This window comes from Nocardia nova, from assembly GCF_002933465.1.
Lineage (GTDB): Bacteria > Actinomycetota > Actinomycetes > Mycobacteriales > Mycobacteriaceae > Nocardia > Nocardia nova_B.
Genome location: NZ_PSZE01000021.1, coordinates 38,611 through 53,969, shown reverse-complemented (window position 1 = coordinate 53,969; position 15,359 = coordinate 38,611). Strand labels below are relative to the sequence as shown.

Below are 15,359 nucleotides of genomic sequence, written 5' to 3'. Positions count from 1 at the left end.
TTCGTCTCGTAAGGCTCAATTGTCGCCATGTGAAAGGGCCTGTCTCAGTTCAGCTTTCATTTCGCGCGTGACCTGTCCTCGGCGCTGAGCATTGGCATCAGGTCCGGCCCGACGGTCCCGTTCGGCGACGAAAGCGTGTCCCCATAATTCGAGACACAGCGACGCGAACCGGCCGCCGGTAATGCCCAGCGATTGGGCCGCCCGCTGCTCTGCAAGACCGCCAGCCTGGCGGATCGCCGCTGCAAGTACCGACGACTCCAGTTCACTGCCTCGTTGGTCGGCTGGCTCGCCGCTCACCGCTGCCGCGACATACTCGGCGGGCAAAACTACCTTCGGTGTAATCCTGATGTCGCCCTCATGCGCCACAAGATCAGTCAGCCCGATCGGTGCCTGTGTCACGTAGCTGAGTGCCATAGATAGCGCGAGAAGGGTTGTCAGATTTGGGCTCACTTCCCCGCGTTCTAGAGCGGAAACCCGTGAGGTATCCCACTTCAACCCGTACTCCCGCGCGGCCTCGCTGATGTCCTCCAAGCGGAGCCCGCCGCGAATTCTTTTCGCGTTCTCGCCGACGACTGCGGCGAGCGTCTGCGTCTTTTGGTCCATGACCGGACAGCGTAGGTGAAAAACCACGACTTGACGAGAACTCATGAGACCTGCATCATCACTCAAGTAGTGAAAAATAACGACTTGAAGGAGAGGTCTGATGGCCGAAGCTCTTGCCGCTCCCAGTGAGCCCGATCGCTGGCTGACTCGTTCGCAGGTCGCCGACCGACTGCAGGTTCCGGTGAAAACCCTTGCGCAGTGGGCGTATCAGGGACGCGGTCCGCGCTTCCGGCGCATGGGCAAGCACGTCCGTTATCTGCTCGCTGACCTCATCGCATGGGAGCAGACGCAATTCGCCGGCGGATCGGACGCCGCCTGATGTCACACCCCCCGAACGCAAGCGACCCGGCGAGCTCTCACCCTCGCCGGGTCAACGAAACCCGCACTTACCAGCAATTTCAGAACGGAGCTTCTGCTGTGAGCGTATCAAACCCCGCGCGGTTCGATGGCCTGTCCTGCACCGAATGCGGCGGCAACCTGGCAACACCCGGCGCCCGATCGGTCCCGGTCGGCTTCGGCCCGGATGGCCAGACATTCCGCTGCGCCCCCGGCACCGGATGCTCCGCACTGGCAACGACGCCCGCCGGACGTTACCTCGCCACCCTGCGGCCGGGCGCCCCGATCGCCTACGTCGAAGACGGCACCGATCGCGTGCTGACCGCGCTGTTCTCGTGCCTCCGCGACGACCACAACGCGCTCGTCGCCAACGACGGCAAGGTGTTCGAGATCCTGACCGACGACATCGTGCTGCCCGAGGAATTCCGCCCGGCGACCTTGCTCGACATCGTCCTGTTGCGGCGCACCGAATTCCCGGATGTCGAGTGGGGATCGGTGATCGGCGACCTCGAGTCTTTCGCGGCCGAACCGCGGGAACGTCTGCTGGATCTGGCGCGGGCCATGTTCGAGGAGCAGCGGGCAGCAGGTGAGACCCGATGACCACGGCACACACCGCCAATTCGGACGCGTTCGTCTTGCACTGCAAGGCATGGGCGAAACGACTCAAGGAGCGCCCGATCGTATGCCCGACCGGTAGCGCGTTCTACCGCGAACAGTTGTTGCGAGAGGCCCACGAGAACGCGCTGCGCGTCCTCGGCGAGATGGGTGCAGTCGACGCCCTCGACCTGCTGCCGAAGTGGCGCGAGATGGGGCGGTTGCTGGCCCGACTCGACGCCGACCTTCGCCACGCCCGCGAGTGCGAAAACCGTTGGCCCGCAGAACTTGAAGGAAGTGAAGCATGACCGAATCGGATCAGATGTTCGTCGTCGGCAAGGACGGCGCACCCCGCGGAATGGTCGACGTCGACCGATTGCAGAGTGACGCAACCCTGCTGATGTACGAGATGGCCGCCGCCGCTGGCAATGACGCGGCCGTCGACCGGATCGGCATCGAATGGGCCGCCCGGTTGGACCCGGACGCCATGGGATACACCGCCGCTGGCGCGCTGTCGCTCATGACTCGGAACATTCTGGCGCCTCTGCTGGAAGTGCTGGATCGGGCACTGCCGGAGCTCAAGTTCCGGGAGAAGCTGGCCGAGTGCCGAGATGATGCCGCACGGACTCTCGGCGGTGGCCGTTGACCATCTCTCGCGATTACACCCGGGGCGCGGCCGCAGTGGCCGCGCCTTCGGGCGCGCTACCACCACCCACCGCCCACTGCTACGACCACGCCACGCACGACCCTGTGTGTTTCTCCTGCAAGGCTGCCGCGCGCGAGCAACTGGAGGAGCTTCGTCGGGACGCACTTGGGACGCACCCCGGGACGCACCCGGATCCGGTTGGGACGCGATTCGGGACGCGTCCCGCCCCTAGTCCCGGGACGCGTCCCGATTCCGAAAATGCCTGGTCAGGCGACAATGACAGGAGCGGTGAGAGACAAGTGCGTCCCGACTCTCACGCCGAAAATCCGGGACGCACTTGGGACGCACCTAGGGACGCACCAGAGGAGCAGCGTCGCGGGCCTCGATACCCGGACATCGCCGCCCTGCTGGCGGGCACGCTCCCGGAACCACCGACCCCGACCGTGTGCCCCCGCACGGATGGAATCGGGCTGTTCTACAGCAACCAATACAACTCCGTGATCGGCGACCCGGAGAGCGGTAAGACTCTGCTCACCGACTGCGCGAGCGTCGACGAACTGGCCGCCGGCGGCCGGGTACTGCGAATCGACATGGACCACAACGGCGTCCAATCGACCATCAGCCGCCTGATCGGCATGGGCGCAGATACCGCAGCGCTCGCCGACACGTCCCGGTTTCTCTACATCGAGCCCGAGGACCGAATCGAACTTGCCGCGGTGGTCGACCACATGAAGACGTGGAAGCCGACACTGGTCGTTCTCGACAGCATCGGCGAACTGCTGCCGATGTTCGGCCACAACTCCAACAGCGCCGACGATTTCACCGCCTGCCACTCGGCCGTAATCAAGCCGTTGGTACGCACGGGCGCATGTGTGATCGGCATCGACCACCTGAGCAAGGGCAGCGACTCCCGGGCCTACGGCGCGGGCGGCACGATGGCGAAGAAACGCGCTCTCGGGGGAACCTCGATCCGCGTCACGCTCGACGTGGCATTCACTCCCGGCAAGGGCGGATCCGCGTACCTGTCGATCAACAAGGACCGCCACGGCGGCCTGCGGGCGCATTCGCCGGTCGGCGACAAAGAACCGTCCGCCGGGAAGTTCGTTCTCTGGCCGAACGACGACGGCACTGTCCGCGCCACCATCAAGGCCCCATCGAAGGATGAGCGGAACCCAGCCGAAGCCGCACCGGCGGAAGACATTGCCGCGGTTGCTGCACTGGATCCGCCTCCGACGTCTGCCAACGAGGCGCAGAAGCGGCTCAAGTGGCGCGCCGACCGGGCCCGCGCAGCGTTCAAGGCGTGGAAGCTCACGCCGAGGGACGAGGACGCCATGTAGCCGCGATTCACCACGCGGCACCAACGTTCAGCGCCGACGACTTTCTCAACGACCGCCGCGATTGGCTCTCAACACCGAAACACATTGGAGGAACACATGACCGAGGAATTACGCGGCATACTAACCGCGGCCGAGCACTACATCGACGATGACCAGATGCGGACGGCGATCGCGATTCATACCGCCGGCCTCGACCACGCTGGACTGGTCGGCGTCATCGAAGGGTTGAGTGGGTTCGTGGCCGCGGCCTACCAGGACCTCAACGGCGACCCGGACCCCGAGGACCTGCGGGCGGGCCGCCGGGAGGCGATCGACATTGCACGCGCCGCCCTGGCGGGTAAGGACGCGTTCCGGGAGCGGTTCGCACGCTGCGGCGCGCCCGTGGAAGCGCTGGCCGTGGCCGCTTGTCATGTACTGGCCACCGTCGCAGGTGCGGTGTCGACCATGACCGCCGATCAGGTGCTGACCGCAGTATCGGACGTGTACGAGGAACACCCGTGATCGCCGGTGTTGGCGCCCAGTTTCCGCAGCCGGACCCACGCGGCTGGCTGGTGTTCGAGTCGCTGCCCACCGACCTGCAGCGACTCGAGGACTCTCGGCTACAGGCCGACTTCGAAGACGCCGAGGAACACCGCGGCTGGCCGTGGATGCGCCCGGCCACCGACACCGAGAGGGCGTTGCTCGAGCATCTCGGCTACACACTGCCCGCCACCCTGACAACCCGTGTCGACTACGACACCGGAATTCGCTGCCGTAGGTGGCCCGATCTGGAAGGACAAACACCGTGAACACAGACGCATCCAGTCCCACCACCGAACCTGCGACGGCCATCGAGCCGCAGCTACCCGCCGAACCGGCCGACCCGGACACCGCAGGTGGCGCGACGGAGGGTGAGGGGGAGCAGGCCGACCGCGGCAATCGCGAAGCCGCCCGGTACCGGCGACAGCTGCGCGACACCGAAGCCGAACGCGACGCGCTGCGCGAACGGATAACCGGCTACGAGCGTGCCGAGGCCGAACGGCTCGCCGCCGACGTACTCACCGATCCCGCCGACCTGTGGGCCGCCGGGGTGAAGCTCGACGATCTGCGAAGCGAGGACGGAGCTCTCGATGCGGAGAAGGTCACGGCCGCGGTCGCGGGCATCGCCGAGGCCCGGCCACATTGGCGCCGACCACCGACACCACGACCGGACCGACGCCAGGGCGGCGGGCAACACGATGCGACCGGCGGTCGGAGATCCTGGTCCGACGCGCTGCGCAACCGGTAGCAGCCAGACCGGTACGGGTACGTCCGCGCTCGGGCGCCTGTGCCGGTCCAACGGATAGAATCGGTTGCCAGCGAAGGCGATAGCGCAGCCAGGAGCGCGCACCCTTCGCACGTACGCCCCAGGCGGGCACCGCGCAGCCAGGCGCCAGCGCGAACACACTTCATCCGTTCACGCCCGCCCAAGGAGCCCCAACATGGCTGCCACTGCGTATACCTCCACCGCTGTCGCTACCTCGTTCCACCCCGACGAAATCGAGTCGCTGATCATCCAGCCCGCCACCCGGGTATCAGTCGCGCTGACCGCCGCAACGATCGTCCCGACCCACGCGACCACCGTGCGGTTCCCGATCATCACCGACGACCCCAGCGCGTCGTGGGTCGGTGAAGGCGAAGAGATCCCCGTATCGGATGCCGAGTCCGACGAGATCGAGGTGACCCCGAAGAAGCTGGCTACCCTCACCGTGATCAGCTCTGAGCTCGCCGACGACAGCTCGCCCGAGTCGCAAGAGCTGATCGGCGCCGCGATTGCCCGCGACATCGCCAAGAAGATCGACGCCGCATTCTTCGCCGATACCACGACCAAGGGCCCCAGCGGGTTGCTCAGCGTGGCCGCGGCGCAGGTCGTCGACACCGGCGCAACCATCGCCAACACCGACCCGTTCGCCGAAGCACTCGCCAAGGCCGAGAACGTCGGCGCGACCATCAACACGTGGGCAGCGCATCCCGATACCGTGCTCGCCCTGGCGAAGGTGAAGAAGGCCACCGGATCCAATGAGCCGCTGCTCGGCAACGACCCGACCAAGCCGACACAACGCACCGTGCTCGGTGTGCCGCTCATGCCTACCCCGGCCGTACCCGCTGGGACGATCTGGGGCATTCCGAAGGACCGCACGTTTGTGGTGCTGCGCAAGGAAACCGACCTCCAGATCAGCGCACACTCGCACTTCACGTCCGACCGGATCAGCATCCGCGCCATCACCCGGCTCGGGTTCGGGTTCCCGCACCCCGCCGCCCTGGTCCGCATGTACGACGCGCCCTGATCACACGACCACTGCGTCTGCCTCCAGATCGGTGCCGGGCTGCTTACCAGCGCAGCCCGGCACCGCCGCGTCTGGCCCCCGATAGGCCGGCTACCCCGGGGGAGTAACCCTCGACCCCCTCCGGCAGCCGCCCCGACTGAGGGCTCTAGGGGGTGCGGAGAGTTCAAAAGTTCAGGGCCTGCCGTTTCGCCTGCCTGCCTGCGCGTTCCGGCCTTTTCGAACCTGTCCAAACCTGGCTTAGGGGTCCGGTTTCGCGGGCCATCGGGCGAAACTCAGCCGCGGTGTCACCGTCTCGACATCGGCGACGCCCATCACCGCGTGCAAGGTGAGGATGCCCAGGTGTTCGGTCGACGGTGTGATCACAGCGTCGGCACCGGCCGTCCGAGCCTGGTCGGCGAGCGGTATCCGGCTCGTCTCCGGCGGCCACACCAGGCGGTAGCCGAGATGGCGCGCCAACCGGCGAACTTGGGCGATATCCCAATCCAGCGCAGCCGATTCCGGGTGTACCCACCCCAGCGCGATCGGACGCGCGTCTCTCACTGCTGGCCATCCTCGCGCCGCTCCCCGCGAAGCGGGAGACGGAACAAGGCCACAGTGAGCACGAAAAGTCCTGCGGTGAGCAAGAATAGAACCCACATCGCATACCCTTCCGCCATCGATTGGGAAGAACCGACGCCGGGGTTATCGCGGCGCCCGGCGTCGGAACCTCTTCCAGAATCGTGTTGGCCGGCGGTGCGGGACAGCGCAAAATACTCGGCAAATTACGGCGGGCACCTGTGGGGAACCGATGACGAACGATCTGTTGAGATCGCTGCGGCTGGCTCGAGGGTTGACGCAAGGCGAGCTGGCGGAGCTGGTGTGCCGACACATCGAACGCGCGACCGGCCGAGCGTCCGCATTCGACGCGCAAGCGGTGTCGCGGATCGAGTGCGGCGAAATCTCTTGGCCCAGGGGTGCCACGCGCGCCGCACTCATGGCAGTGTTGGAGGCCGAGACACCTTATGCGCTGGGTCTGCATCCGAAGCGGACCAGACGCGATGGCGAAAAGGACGAAGCCACGAAGCGTAGAGATTTCCTGGCGCTGGCCGGTATCAGCGCCGCCGCAGTGACATTCACCGATGTACCCGGGCGGGTCGGTTCGACCGACATCGCGGATATGCGGGACAGATTCGCGCGCCTGGTCGACGTCGACAGCTATCTCGGCGGAGCCGACACCTTCCGTGTCTACTTCGCCGAACTCGCCCGCACCGAACAGACACTCAGCCGCGCAAGCTACTCATTCGGCACACAGCGCGAGCTCACCGAACTGGCCGCCGAGCAAGGCCAGCAAGCCGGATGGGCCGCCTTCGACGCCGGATTCACCGCGACCGCGGTCGATCTGTTCAAATACAGCCGCCGGGCCGCCGACGAAGCAGCGAGTCGGGAACTGGCCGCCAACGCGTTCGTACACATCGCGTACGCCAGCAGCAGCGACGATGCGGTCCGGGCCGCCGACTCCGCATGTGAGGCCATCGGCACTGACGCACCACCGAAGGCCCGTGCGTTGCTGCAATCGCGGCGTGCCTGGTCGCTGGCCACCGCCGGGAACCGCGACGGCGCGGCCCGCGCGCTCGAAACAGCCCGCGACGCGTTGCAGGACAACGACACCGACGCGCCGCATTGGTGCGCGTGGGTCGACCATTCCGAGCTCGACATCATGACCGGGCGCGTGTGGTCGGTACTGCGCCAACCGGACCAGGCGATAGCTCCGCTTGAGCGCGCTCTGGCCACTTACCCCGACCACTGGCCCCGGGACAAAGCGCTCTATCTGAGCTGGCTGGCCGATGCGTACATCGATGCCGGCGCCGACACTGCCGCGGTATCGACGACAGAGAAAGCGCTCACGCTCGCTGGACGTGTCGCGTCCGCGCGGCCCGTGGCGCGCCTCCGGGATGTGACACAGCGGTGCGTAGTCGCAGGGATCGACGGCGGCGCCGAACTAGCGCGCCGCACCGCGTCGGTACGGCCGCCTATTCCGGTGCGCCTGTAGTCCGTTCCACCCACTCGGCGTAGGTGTTCAGGCACCATTCCACCGGCGTCGCGGTCACTTCCGGACTGTCCCACGGGTGCAGCTCCGCGATACGCGCGGCGAGACGGTCCCGCGTGGCGGCCGCCGTCCGGAACGTCACGCGCCATTCCTGGCCCTCGCCGAGCTCGCCCAGATGCCAGAACACCGACACCGCTGGGCCCGTAATTTCGGCGCCCGCCGCCAGCCGTTCACCCACCACCGCTTTCGCGATAGCCCGTGCATCGTCCTCTGTCGGTGTCGTCGACGTCACTGCCCATATCCGTGCTGTCGCCATGCGGGCCACCATATCGAGCAGCCTTCGGCTCTGGTTCGGATCTCCACCGCAACGTCCCGCCGCTGTGCCCACATTTTGCCCACAATTGGGCGGGAATCAGTGCGATTCAACCGGATTCATCAAGCTGCATTTTTGCTGGTAGAGAGACTTTCGTCTCTCTGATCAGTAGTGCGATCCGGGTTCAATTCCCGGCAGCTCCACATCGGAGGAACCCGCAGGCCAAAGGCCTACGGGTTCTTCTGTTTCCATGCCGAGGTCCATCAAATCGGCGTTTGACCTGCGGATTTTGGATGGAGCGCGGTTCAATTCCCATCAAGTCTCTTGCGCTGAGCCGTCTTGGCCACATGATGTTCAACCTTCAATTGAGACCTGGACGCTGATAGATTGGCCAGGTCTGCCGATCAGAAGCGGCAGTGGTCGGACCCCAACAAGGACCACACAGAGAGGCCACCGGCGTGGGCTTCGATGATGAGCGGGCCTCCTCCGCAGCGAGTTGATGCAGGTAGTCGGGTGGGTTACAAACCATACGTGCAGGAACCCCTGGTGGTGAGGCCGAGTTCGGTCCGGCGGTCGTAGACGGCTTTGGCCAGTGCCATGGAGAGCCGGATTTCTCGGCGGGCCTCGGTGACGTCGTCGGGTTCGGTGTAGCTCTCGGCAAGTTTGCGTTCCTGGAGGGTCTTCCAGCGTGCGTGGCTCATCGGTCCAGTTCTCCCTTCTCGATTGTGCGGATGAATTCTTGATGGGCGGGTTCGTGTTCGGCTTGGCAGGTCTGTTGTGCGAGTTTCGCGCGTTTGATCTCGGCGTCTTCTCGCATTCGAGTCTTGCGGAACACGGTCAGCAGGAGGGGCTGCGGGAATCCGTACCCTCAGCGGTACTGCCCGCCCCTCGGCCGAATCGTCACTCCGGCTCGTACTCGGTGATCTGGCCTGGCTGGTTATGGCGGGGCCAAGCGGACCACCAGATGAACGGTCCGATCAGAGGGGCCAGCCACACCACAGCCGTCCACGCCAGTCCGCGCCGGAGGCCTGTAGGGCGGTCGATGATGTCCAGCGTGGCGGCTCCGGCCAGCAGAACGGCCGGCGGCCCGAGCACGAAGAGGACGAGGCAGGCCACGACGAACAGGCCGAGGCCGTCGTCCGGGCACGCGTCGTAACGCACGCAGTCGCTCAGTCCGGCCTCGGCCAGCCGGTTCCACGTCGTAGATCCCGCGACCATGACTGTGATGGTATGCGTACGCCGTGCCCGGATCGGCCGCTGCGGCGGACGTCGCATCGTCGGCTTGTGGAAACTTTCTGCCACCTCGACACGATGAAGTCCGCAACAACCAACCCGTCCCGAAGGAGTGAACGCACCATGTCCGACGACCCCGACCTCTACATCATGTGGACGGACTCCGTGTGCGGGCCGCTCTACTTCCAGCTGTGGAACGCGCTGCGAAGCATCGGTATCACTCTCCGCTAGCTGTTGTGGGTCGTGAGGTTGGTGACGCCGGTGGTGACCTGCGGCTTCCTGTCTTCGCGCCATGTCCACGGCAGGCCCCTCACCTGAGCCCCAGGTGAGGGGCTTTTTCTCATAGCGCCCACTGCTTCGTCCGCCGACACGGGTAGAACTGACAGCGTGACGCGGTACGCATACGAGCCGGAATCCGGCGCACTTGTCGCGAGCTGGGGGACCGGCAGGGGAGATATCGCCCGTACCATCGCGACTCTGCCGAAAACGGTCGAGCCGGAGGTCGCGCTCGCGCTGGCGGCGGCGCTGACGAAACTGTCGGAATATCAATGGCGGACGTATACGCATCCGGCGTCGGCGGCGGGCGATCCGGAGGTGCCGAACAGTGTGGCGTGGCATCGAGCGGAGGAGCGCAAACGGTTCGACGAGGTGCAGGGGGCCGTGCGGGAGCCGAACCTGCCGGATGCGGAGGGGATGATTGCCGTGTCCTACAGCGTGGTCGAGGAGGCGGCGCATCGGATCGGCCGGGTGGCGCATCTGATCGGCGCCGCGACGCTGGTGGATGCGCTGGTCGCGGAGGTGCGGACCGAGCAGGCGGCGATCGAGGCGGCCGAGCTCGGTGACCTGTCCGGGCGGGCCCGGCAGGCGGTCGAGTTGTCCCGGGCGGATATTTCGCCGGTGCAGGTGCACGCGGCCGATGCGTTGCTGTACGCCGAGCCGCTCGCCTCCATCGACCGGTTCACCGATATCGACCCGGCCGCCGCCGCGGTGGCCGCGGCGCGCTGGCTCTACCTCGCCGCCCAGGTCGCGGCCGAGGTGGCGGAGGTGCATCCGGTGCACGTGGTCGCGGAGGCGGACAATCTCGAGGCGCTCCGAGTGGAGACGCCGACTCTGGTGCTGGAACGGCTGTGTGCGGGCGAGACCCCCACCGCGGTGGTGGTCGACCTCATCGCCGACGCCCTCGCCGCCGCCGAGGGCCGGGTACGCAACCCGGCCCGGATCGTGGAGGCGGCCGAAGCGATCGAAAGGCGTTTGCGCGGAGAGGAACTCGACGAGGAGGGGCTCACCGCGCTCACCGACGAATTCCGGATCTCCTGCCTCGATCCGGCCCGCCCGGCCGTCGATCTGCTGGAGGACCTGTTGGACGCCATCCGCGGCTGCCGGCTGCTGTACTGCGAGGAGTACGAGTCGGGGTTCGAGGATGCGGTGCGGGCCGAGGCCGACGACCAGCGACCGCCGCTGCTGTAGCCCGGGACGGGCATCGCCACGGCGGACCCTCACCGTGCACAGCAGGTGAGGGGCCTTTCGGTGCCGAACAAGGATGGTGTCAGCCGAGAATCCCCAGCTGCTGCAGGTGGGTGACGTCGTCGCGCAGGCCCCAGTGCTCGACGACGCGTCCGTGCGAGTCGAACCTCATCCAGTGCATCTGACGGAACCGGAAGGTGCGGCCGGTAGGTGCATTGCCCATGAACTCACCGACATGAGTTCCGCTGTACCAATTGCGTCCGACGACCACGTCGCCCACTGCGGCGAAATCCTCGAATTCGGTTCGCCCATCGGGAAATGCCGACCGCAGCATCGACACCAATGCCTTGATGGGGGCGGTGCCGCGGCGGTGAGCCTCGGGGGCGGTGTGGTTGACCATGTACGGATCGAAGAGTTCGTCGATCAGTTCGAGTCGTCCGTCGTCGAAGATTTCGCCGTAGATGCGCCGCATCGTGGCGATGTTGCGCTGCTCGACGGTGTCGATCGGTGCCGTGTTTTCTGTTGCCATGTCTTGATCGTCCGATCCGAACGAGCAGCACGGCCATCCCTACTATCTGGGATTCTGCTGGGTCGAGAAGACGCTACGGTTTCTTCGTGAGTGAAACACGGCTGGCGCGGGAAGTGGTGCGCCTGAGCCACCAGGGTCTCGGGCTCGACGATCTTCGCTACGCGCTCGATGCGGCAGTGGGCCGCGTCGTCTCCTGGGATATGGCGGCCTGGTCGACGACCGACCCCGCCACGCTGTTGTTCACCAGTTGCGTGCTCAGCGGACGGGAGGATAACCCGGAGACCGAGGCGGCCCTGTTCGACAGCGAGTTCCGGGTTCCGGACGTCAACACGTTCGGGTCGCTGGCGGCCGCGTCACCGCCGGTCGCGACCCTATACACGGCGACGGGCGGCGAATTGCATCGCTCGCCGCGGTGGCGCAGGGTGCTGGCGCCGCTGGGCGTGATCGACGAGATCCGCGCGGCGTTTCTCGACGGCGGGAACTGCTGGGGAACGCTGGTCGGATATCGGACCCATGGAGATCCGTTCGGACCCCAGGACGTTCAGGCGATCGCGCAGGTCGCGCCGCTGATCGCCGACGGGTTGCGCCGGGCGATGCTGCACACCGCGGTGGACCGTGCGATCGGCGCGGTGGCGGGACCCGGCATCGCGATCATCGATGCCGAGGGTGCGCTCGGCGACGTCACACCGGCTGCCCAGCGCTGGCTGGCGGAAATCGCCGACCCCGGGGCGGTTCCCAGTGTCTTCCGCTCGATCGCCGCGGCCGCTCGATCAGCGGCCGCCGGGTTGTGCGAGCGCCCCGCACACGCGCGGCTACCGCGGCGCGGCGGTGGGTGGATCCTGGTGCACGGATCGGTGCTCTCCGGTTCGGGGCAGATCGCGGTGATCGTGGAGACCGCCACGGAAAACCACCTCTCGGACGTCCTGGTGCGCGCCTACGGTCTGACGCCGCGGGAGCGCGAAATCACGGAATTGGTGCTCAGGGGCGCGTCGACGGACACGATAGCCCGGCAACTGTTCATCTCGGCGTACACCGTCCAGGACCACGTCAAGTCGATCCTCGCGAAGTCGAATATCCGCAGTCGGCGAGATCTCGTGGCGACGTTCTACGGACGCCACTATGCGCCGCTGACCACGGCCGGCGCGATTCCGAGCCCGTACGGCTGGTACCTGCCGGCAGAGCCGGGGGAGGAATCGGAGGTCCTTCGTCGCGCCGCTCAGGCGCCGGGCTCGCCGTAGGCGGCGGCGATATCTCGGGAGCCGGCCCACCTGCTGTAGGTGGGTGATTGCGGCCATCCCTCGGGAGAGTCCTGCCACTCTTCCTGGCGGCCGTAGGGCAGCAGGTCGAGCAGGGCGAAGGTGTGGCCGAGTTGTTCGGTGCCGCGGCCGTCGGTGTGCCAGGTGCGGTAGACGGTGTCGCCGTCGCGTAGGAAGACGTTGACGGCGAAGCCGCCGCCGGCAGGTGCGCCGACGTCCGCGCCGAAGGAGCTGTTCGCGGTCGAGTACCAGGTCATCGTGTTGCCGACGCGCCGCTTGTAGGCCAGTGCCTCGTCGATGGGGCCCTGGGTGACGATGACGAAGCGGGCGTCCCAGTTGTCCAGGAACTCCAAACGCGTGAATTGCGAGGTGAATCCGGTACAACCCGGGCACTGCCATGTCTCGCCCGGAAACCACATGTGGTTGTAGACGATCAGCTGCGATGTGCCGTCGAAGATGTCCACCAGTCGGACCGGCCCGTCCTCGCCTTCGAGGGTGTAGTCGGGCATCTCGACCATCGGCAGGCGGCGGCGCTGCGCCGCGATCGCATCGAGTTCTCGAGTCGCGGCCTTTTCCCGCACCCGTAGCGCATCGAGTTCACGCCGCCAGGTCTCGGCATCGACGACGGGCGGCAGTGCTGTGGGGCTCATAGGTCCTCCCTGACCGTTCTCCCGGATTGCGAGTCGTAGATACAGACGCGATCCGGCTCCGGAACTCATCGGTCGCGTCGCCGTCGATTCACGAGTGGGTGCGGCGGAAGGTGGTGCGGTAGGCCCCGGGGCGTTGCCCGGTGTGTGCGGTGAACAGGGCGGCGAAGGTGCCGGCATCGCGGTATCCGACAGCGGCACAGATGTCGGTGACCGTGCGGTCGGTGGTTTCGAGGAGGTGGCGGGCACGGCGCACGCGCGCGGACTGCAGGTAATCCAGTGGGCTGCGGCCGGTTTCGGCGGCGAAGCGCCGCAGCAGGGTGCGGGTGCTCACATGGAAGGTGTGCGCCAGCGCGGTGAGGTCGTAGCGGGCGGCGAGATTGCGGTCGAGATGGCGCATCACCCTGCGGGAGAAGGCATCCCCGGGTTGCGGAAGCAGGCGCGCGTCGACATACGGCGTCTGGGACGAGCGGGCGTCGTCGACGAGGGCGACCCGCGCGGTGGCGCGCGCGACCTTCGTGCCGCTGTGTCGCGCGATCAAATCCAGTGCGAAGTCGTACATCGCGCTGAAGGCGGCCGTCGTCGTCACGCCGCGGTCGGTGACGACCAGCCGATCGGGCCGGATATCGGCGTCCGGGCAGTGCTGTGCGAGTTCTTCGGCGAACAACCAGGCCGTGGTCGCCTGCCGGCCCGCGAGCAACCCGGCTCGCGCGAGCAGGAAGGCGCCCACACAGATCGATACGACGGCTCCGCCCGCGGCGGCGTGGTCGCGGATCGCGGCGATTTCCGCGGCGAGGGCCGGCAGCCGAGCTTCCGGATCGAGCCCCGGAACGAGTTCGAACCCCGGCACCACGAGGATGTCGACCTCTCGCAACGGCGAAACCGACAGTGCCACACCGCCGGCCGCCATCACCCGGCGCCGCGGCGAGATCACCGTCACCTCGTAACCCGAGCGGTCCGGGCCCGCGATATGCGCGGCCATCGTCAGCAGATCGGGAATCCCGAACACCTCGGATGCGAAGCAGCCCGGATAGGCCAGCACACCCACTCGATACGCGCTCACGACCAGCCTCCTCGTCCGATGGCGAGATTACCCTAGAATATGGCGATACCGCCGATCGCTTTCGCATCGCTTCCGGCCGATGCTGACGGTATGAGCACCGATGACAACCCGATCGCCGCCTTCGCCCCCCGTCCGGTCGAGGTGGACGGGGTGAGCAAGACCGTCTACACGGCCGGTTCCGGCCCGGCCGTTGTGGTGATGCCGGAAATGCCGGGCATCAGCCCCGATGTCCTGCGGCTGGCGCGATGGATCCGCGACGCGGGGTTCACCGTCTACATCCCGTCCCTGTTCGGCGTCGACGGGGCCTACCCCACGGTCGAGGAGGGCGCCGAGGTGCTCCGGCGTGCCTGCGTGAGCGCCGAATTCCGCGCCTTCGCCGGCGGCGGCACCAGCCCCGTCACCCGATGGCTGCGCGGGCTCGCGCGCCTGGCCCACGAGGAATGCGGAGGTCCCGGAGTCGGTGCGCTCGGACTGTGTTTCACCGGCAATTTCGCCCTGGCCATGACGCTCGAACCGGCCGTCGTCGCGCCGGTGGTGAATCATCCCTCGCTGCCGCTGGACGACCCCGCCGGAATCGAGTTGAGCGACAGTGACGCGGCCGCGATCCGCGACCGTGTCCAGCGCGACGGCCTGACGGTCCTGGCCTACCGTTTCGACAACGACCGCTGGTGCACCGGCCGCCGCTTCGCCGCCTACCGGGCACTGCTCGGCGACGCCTTCGACGGCCGCGTGCTGGCGGGCGAGTCCGCCAACCCCGCCCCGCCGCCGTTCTTTCGCGACGTCGTACAGACTCCGCACAGCATCGTGACCGCGCATTTCGTCGACGAGGAGGGCCATCCCACCCGCGAGGCCCGCGACCGGATTCTCGAATTCCTCGGCGAGCGCTTGCTCACACCGAAACCGCGGTAATACCATCGACAGCCCGTCGAATACCGTTCCGCCGCAACTCCTCTGCCGATGCAGGCGTAGTTGGGTACAGTGCCGGGTACTTGTCGAGCGACGGGGA

General features: G+C 66.9%; 21 protein-coding genes. 13 read left to right on the top strand and 8 right to left on the bottom strand.

The features are described from left to right. Positions 1-15: 15 nt before the first annotated feature. A complete protein-coding gene (locus C5E41_RS22900) occupies positions 16-603 on the bottom strand; it encodes a helix-turn-helix transcriptional regulator (protein ID WP_104377822.1) in 588 nt (195 codons plus the stop codon). A 100-nt stretch (positions 604-703) separates the two neighbouring features. Here C5E41_RS22900 and C5E41_RS22895 point away from each other — a divergent pair, with 100 nt between their 5' ends. The 9 genes from C5E41_RS22895 (at position 704) to C5E41_RS22855 (ending at position 5,822) form a co-directional block, all read left to right on the top strand. After that, complete coding sequence (locus C5E41_RS22895; RefSeq protein WP_104377821.1) at positions 704-922, top strand: helix-turn-helix transcriptional regulator; 219 nt, start codon at positions 704-706, stop codon at positions 920-922. A 98-nt stretch (positions 923-1,020) separates the two neighbouring features. Then, positions 1,021-1,539 (top strand): hypothetical protein, encoded by a 519-nt coding sequence (locus C5E41_RS22890; protein WP_104377820.1) that lies wholly within the window; start codon positions 1,021-1,023, stop codon positions 1,537-1,539. Further along, the gene (locus C5E41_RS22885) at positions 1,536-1,841 is read left to right on the top strand and encodes a hypothetical protein (protein ID WP_104377819.1); all 306 of its coding nucleotides are present in this window, start codon (positions 1,536-1,538) and stop codon (positions 1,839-1,841) included. The genes C5E41_RS22890 and C5E41_RS22885 overlap by 4 nt, the downstream gene beginning before the upstream one ends. Further along, positions 1,838-2,179: a hypothetical protein gene (locus C5E41_RS22880; RefSeq protein WP_104377818.1), complete on the top strand. Its 342-nt coding sequence runs from the start codon at positions 1,838-1,840 to the stop codon at positions 2,177-2,179. Before C5E41_RS22885 ends, C5E41_RS22880 begins: the two co-directional genes overlap by 4 nt. A 590-nt stretch (positions 2,180-2,769) precedes the next feature. Further along, on the top strand, positions 2,770-3,516 hold the full coding sequence (locus tag C5E41_RS36300) for a hypothetical protein (protein ID WP_439956485.1): 747 nt from the start codon (positions 2,770-2,772) through the stop codon (positions 3,514-3,516). A gap of 96 nt (positions 3,517-3,612) precedes the next feature. Next, positions 3,613-4,017: a hypothetical protein gene (locus C5E41_RS22870; RefSeq protein WP_104377817.1), complete on the top strand. Its 405-nt coding sequence runs from the start codon at positions 3,613-3,615 to the stop codon at positions 4,015-4,017. Continuing rightward, positions 4,014-4,304 carry a hypothetical protein gene (locus C5E41_RS22865; protein ID WP_104377816.1) on the top strand — a complete coding sequence of 97 codons (291 nt, stop codon included), beginning with the start codon at positions 4,014-4,016 and terminating at the stop codon, positions 4,302-4,304. The genes C5E41_RS22870 and C5E41_RS22865 overlap by 4 nt, the downstream gene beginning before the upstream one ends. Then, positions 4,301-4,783: a hypothetical protein gene (locus C5E41_RS22860; RefSeq protein WP_104377815.1), complete on the top strand. Its 483-nt coding sequence runs from the start codon at positions 4,301-4,303 to the stop codon at positions 4,781-4,783. Before C5E41_RS22865 ends, C5E41_RS22860 begins: the two co-directional genes overlap by 4 nt. Positions 4,784-4,847: 64 nt before the next feature. Next, the gene (locus tag C5E41_RS22855) at positions 4,848-5,822 is read left to right on the top strand and encodes a phage major capsid protein (protein ID WP_258081182.1); all 975 of its coding nucleotides are present in this window, start codon (positions 4,848-4,850) and stop codon (positions 5,820-5,822) included. 237 nt (positions 5,823-6,059) lie between these two features. On the opposite strand, the gene C5E41_RS22850 is transcribed toward C5E41_RS22855, so the two are convergent. Continuing rightward, positions 6,060-6,362, bottom strand: coding sequence for a hypothetical protein (locus tag C5E41_RS22850; protein WP_258081181.1), 303 nt, complete (start codon positions 6,360-6,362; stop codon positions 6,060-6,062). A 433-nt stretch (positions 6,363-6,795) separates the two neighbouring features. Here C5E41_RS22850 and C5E41_RS22845 point away from each other — a divergent pair, with 433 nt between their 5' ends. Then, the gene (locus C5E41_RS22845) at positions 6,796-7,851 is read left to right on the top strand and encodes an XRE family transcriptional regulator (RefSeq protein ID WP_146097647.1); all 1,056 of its coding nucleotides are present in this window, start codon (positions 6,796-6,798) and stop codon (positions 7,849-7,851) included. Here C5E41_RS22845 and cutA read toward each other — a convergent pair. The 3 genes from cutA to C5E41_RS22825 all read right to left on the bottom strand — a co-directional run bounded on the left by cutA (position 7,832) and on the right by C5E41_RS22825 (position 9,379). Further along, the gene (gene cutA / locus C5E41_RS22840; RefSeq protein WP_104377874.1) at positions 7,832-8,164 is read right to left on the bottom strand and encodes a divalent-cation tolerance protein CutA; all 333 of its coding nucleotides are present in this window, start codon (positions 8,162-8,164) and stop codon (positions 7,832-7,834) included. The genes C5E41_RS22845 and cutA overlap by 20 nt on opposite strands. A 515-nt stretch (positions 8,165-8,679) precedes the next feature. Continuing rightward, positions 8,680-8,862 (bottom strand): hypothetical protein, encoded by a 183-nt coding sequence (locus C5E41_RS22835; protein ID WP_219823229.1) that lies wholly within the window; start codon positions 8,860-8,862, stop codon positions 8,680-8,682. Between the two features lie 199 nt (positions 8,863-9,061). After that, positions 9,062-9,379: a hypothetical protein gene (locus C5E41_RS22825; RefSeq protein ID WP_104377813.1), complete on the bottom strand. Its 318-nt coding sequence runs from the start codon at positions 9,377-9,379 to the stop codon at positions 9,062-9,064. A gap of 402 nt (positions 9,380-9,781) precedes the next feature. Here C5E41_RS22825 and C5E41_RS22815 point away from each other — a divergent pair, with 402 nt between their 5' ends. Then, positions 9,782-10,861, top strand: a complete 1,080-nt coding sequence (locus C5E41_RS22815) for a hypothetical protein (RefSeq protein ID WP_219823228.1) — start codon at positions 9,782-9,784, stop codon at positions 10,859-10,861. Between the two features lie 79 nt (positions 10,862-10,940). Here C5E41_RS22815 and C5E41_RS22810 read toward each other — a convergent pair whose 3' ends face one another. Then, positions 10,941-11,387 (bottom strand): ester cyclase, encoded by a 447-nt coding sequence (locus tag C5E41_RS22810; RefSeq protein WP_104377811.1) that lies wholly within the window; start codon positions 11,385-11,387, stop codon positions 10,941-10,943. 86 nt (positions 11,388-11,473) lie between these two features. Here C5E41_RS22810 and C5E41_RS22805 point away from each other — a divergent pair, with 86 nt between their 5' ends. After that, positions 11,474-12,625: a helix-turn-helix transcriptional regulator gene (locus tag C5E41_RS22805; protein ID WP_104377810.1), complete on the top strand. Its 1,152-nt coding sequence runs from the start codon at positions 11,474-11,476 to the stop codon at positions 12,623-12,625. On the opposite strand, the gene C5E41_RS22800 is transcribed toward C5E41_RS22805, so the two are convergent. Together C5E41_RS22800 and C5E41_RS22795 are read right to left on the bottom strand one after the other, a co-directional pair. Beyond that, positions 12,604-13,293, bottom strand: coding sequence for a DUF899 domain-containing protein (locus C5E41_RS22800; protein ID WP_104377809.1), 690 nt, complete (start codon positions 13,291-13,293; stop codon positions 12,604-12,606). The two genes, C5E41_RS22805 and C5E41_RS22800, sit on opposite strands and share 22 nt — an antisense overlap. Before the next feature lie 88 nt (positions 13,294-13,381). Further along, positions 13,382-14,353: a GlxA family transcriptional regulator gene (locus C5E41_RS22795; RefSeq protein ID WP_258081180.1), complete on the bottom strand. Its 972-nt coding sequence runs from the start codon at positions 14,351-14,353 to the stop codon at positions 13,382-13,384. A gap of 90 nt (positions 14,354-14,443) precedes the next feature. On the opposite strand from C5E41_RS22795, the gene C5E41_RS22790 reads away from it, so the two are divergent. Then, positions 14,444-15,262, top strand: coding sequence for a dienelactone hydrolase family protein (locus C5E41_RS22790; RefSeq protein ID WP_104377871.1), 819 nt, complete (start codon positions 14,444-14,446; stop codon positions 15,260-15,262). Positions 15,263-15,359: the final 97 nt, after the last annotated feature.

Coding starts and splice junctions, on each gene's coding strand:
- C5E41_RS22900 (WP_104377822.1), bottom strand. CDS start 603: ATGGACCAAAAGACGCAGACGCTCGCCGCAGTCGTCGGCGAGAACGCG.
- C5E41_RS22895 (WP_104377821.1), top strand. CDS start 704: ATGGCCGAAGCTCTTGCCGCTCCCAGTGAGCCCGATCGCTGGCTGACT.
- C5E41_RS22885 (WP_104377819.1), top strand. CDS start 1,536: ATGACCACGGCACACACCGCCAATTCGGACGCGTTCGTCTTGCACTGC.
- C5E41_RS22880 (WP_104377818.1), top strand. CDS start 1,838: ATGACCGAATCGGATCAGATGTTCGTCGTCGGCAAGGACGGCGCACCC.
- C5E41_RS36300 (WP_439956485.1), top strand. CDS start 2,770: ATGGACCACAACGGCGTCCAATCGACCATCAGCCGCCTGATCGGCATG.
- C5E41_RS22870 (WP_104377817.1), top strand. CDS start 3,613: ATGACCGAGGAATTACGCGGCATACTAACCGCGGCCGAGCACTACATC.
- C5E41_RS22845 (WP_146097647.1), top strand. CDS start 6,796: ATGGCAGTGTTGGAGGCCGAGACACCTTATGCGCTGGGTCTGCATCCG.
- cutA (WP_104377874.1), bottom strand. CDS start 8,164: ATGGCGACAGCACGGATATGGGCAGTGACGTCGACGACACCGACAGAG.
- C5E41_RS22835 (WP_219823229.1), bottom strand. CDS start 8,862: ATGAGCCACGCACGCTGGAAGACCCTCCAGGAACGCAAACTTGCCGAG.
- C5E41_RS22825 (WP_104377813.1), bottom strand. CDS start 9,379: ATGGTCGCGGGATCTACGACGTGGAACCGGCTGGCCGAGGCCGGACTG.
- C5E41_RS22810 (WP_104377811.1), bottom strand. CDS start 11,387: ATGGCAACAGAAAACACGGCACCGATCGACACCGTCGAGCAGCGCAAC.
- C5E41_RS22800 (WP_104377809.1), bottom strand. CDS start 13,293: ATGAGCCCCACAGCACTGCCGCCCGTCGTCGATGCCGAGACCTGGCGG.
- C5E41_RS22790 (WP_104377871.1), top strand. CDS start 14,444: ATGAGCACCGATGACAACCCGATCGCCGCCTTCGCCCCCCGTCCGGTC.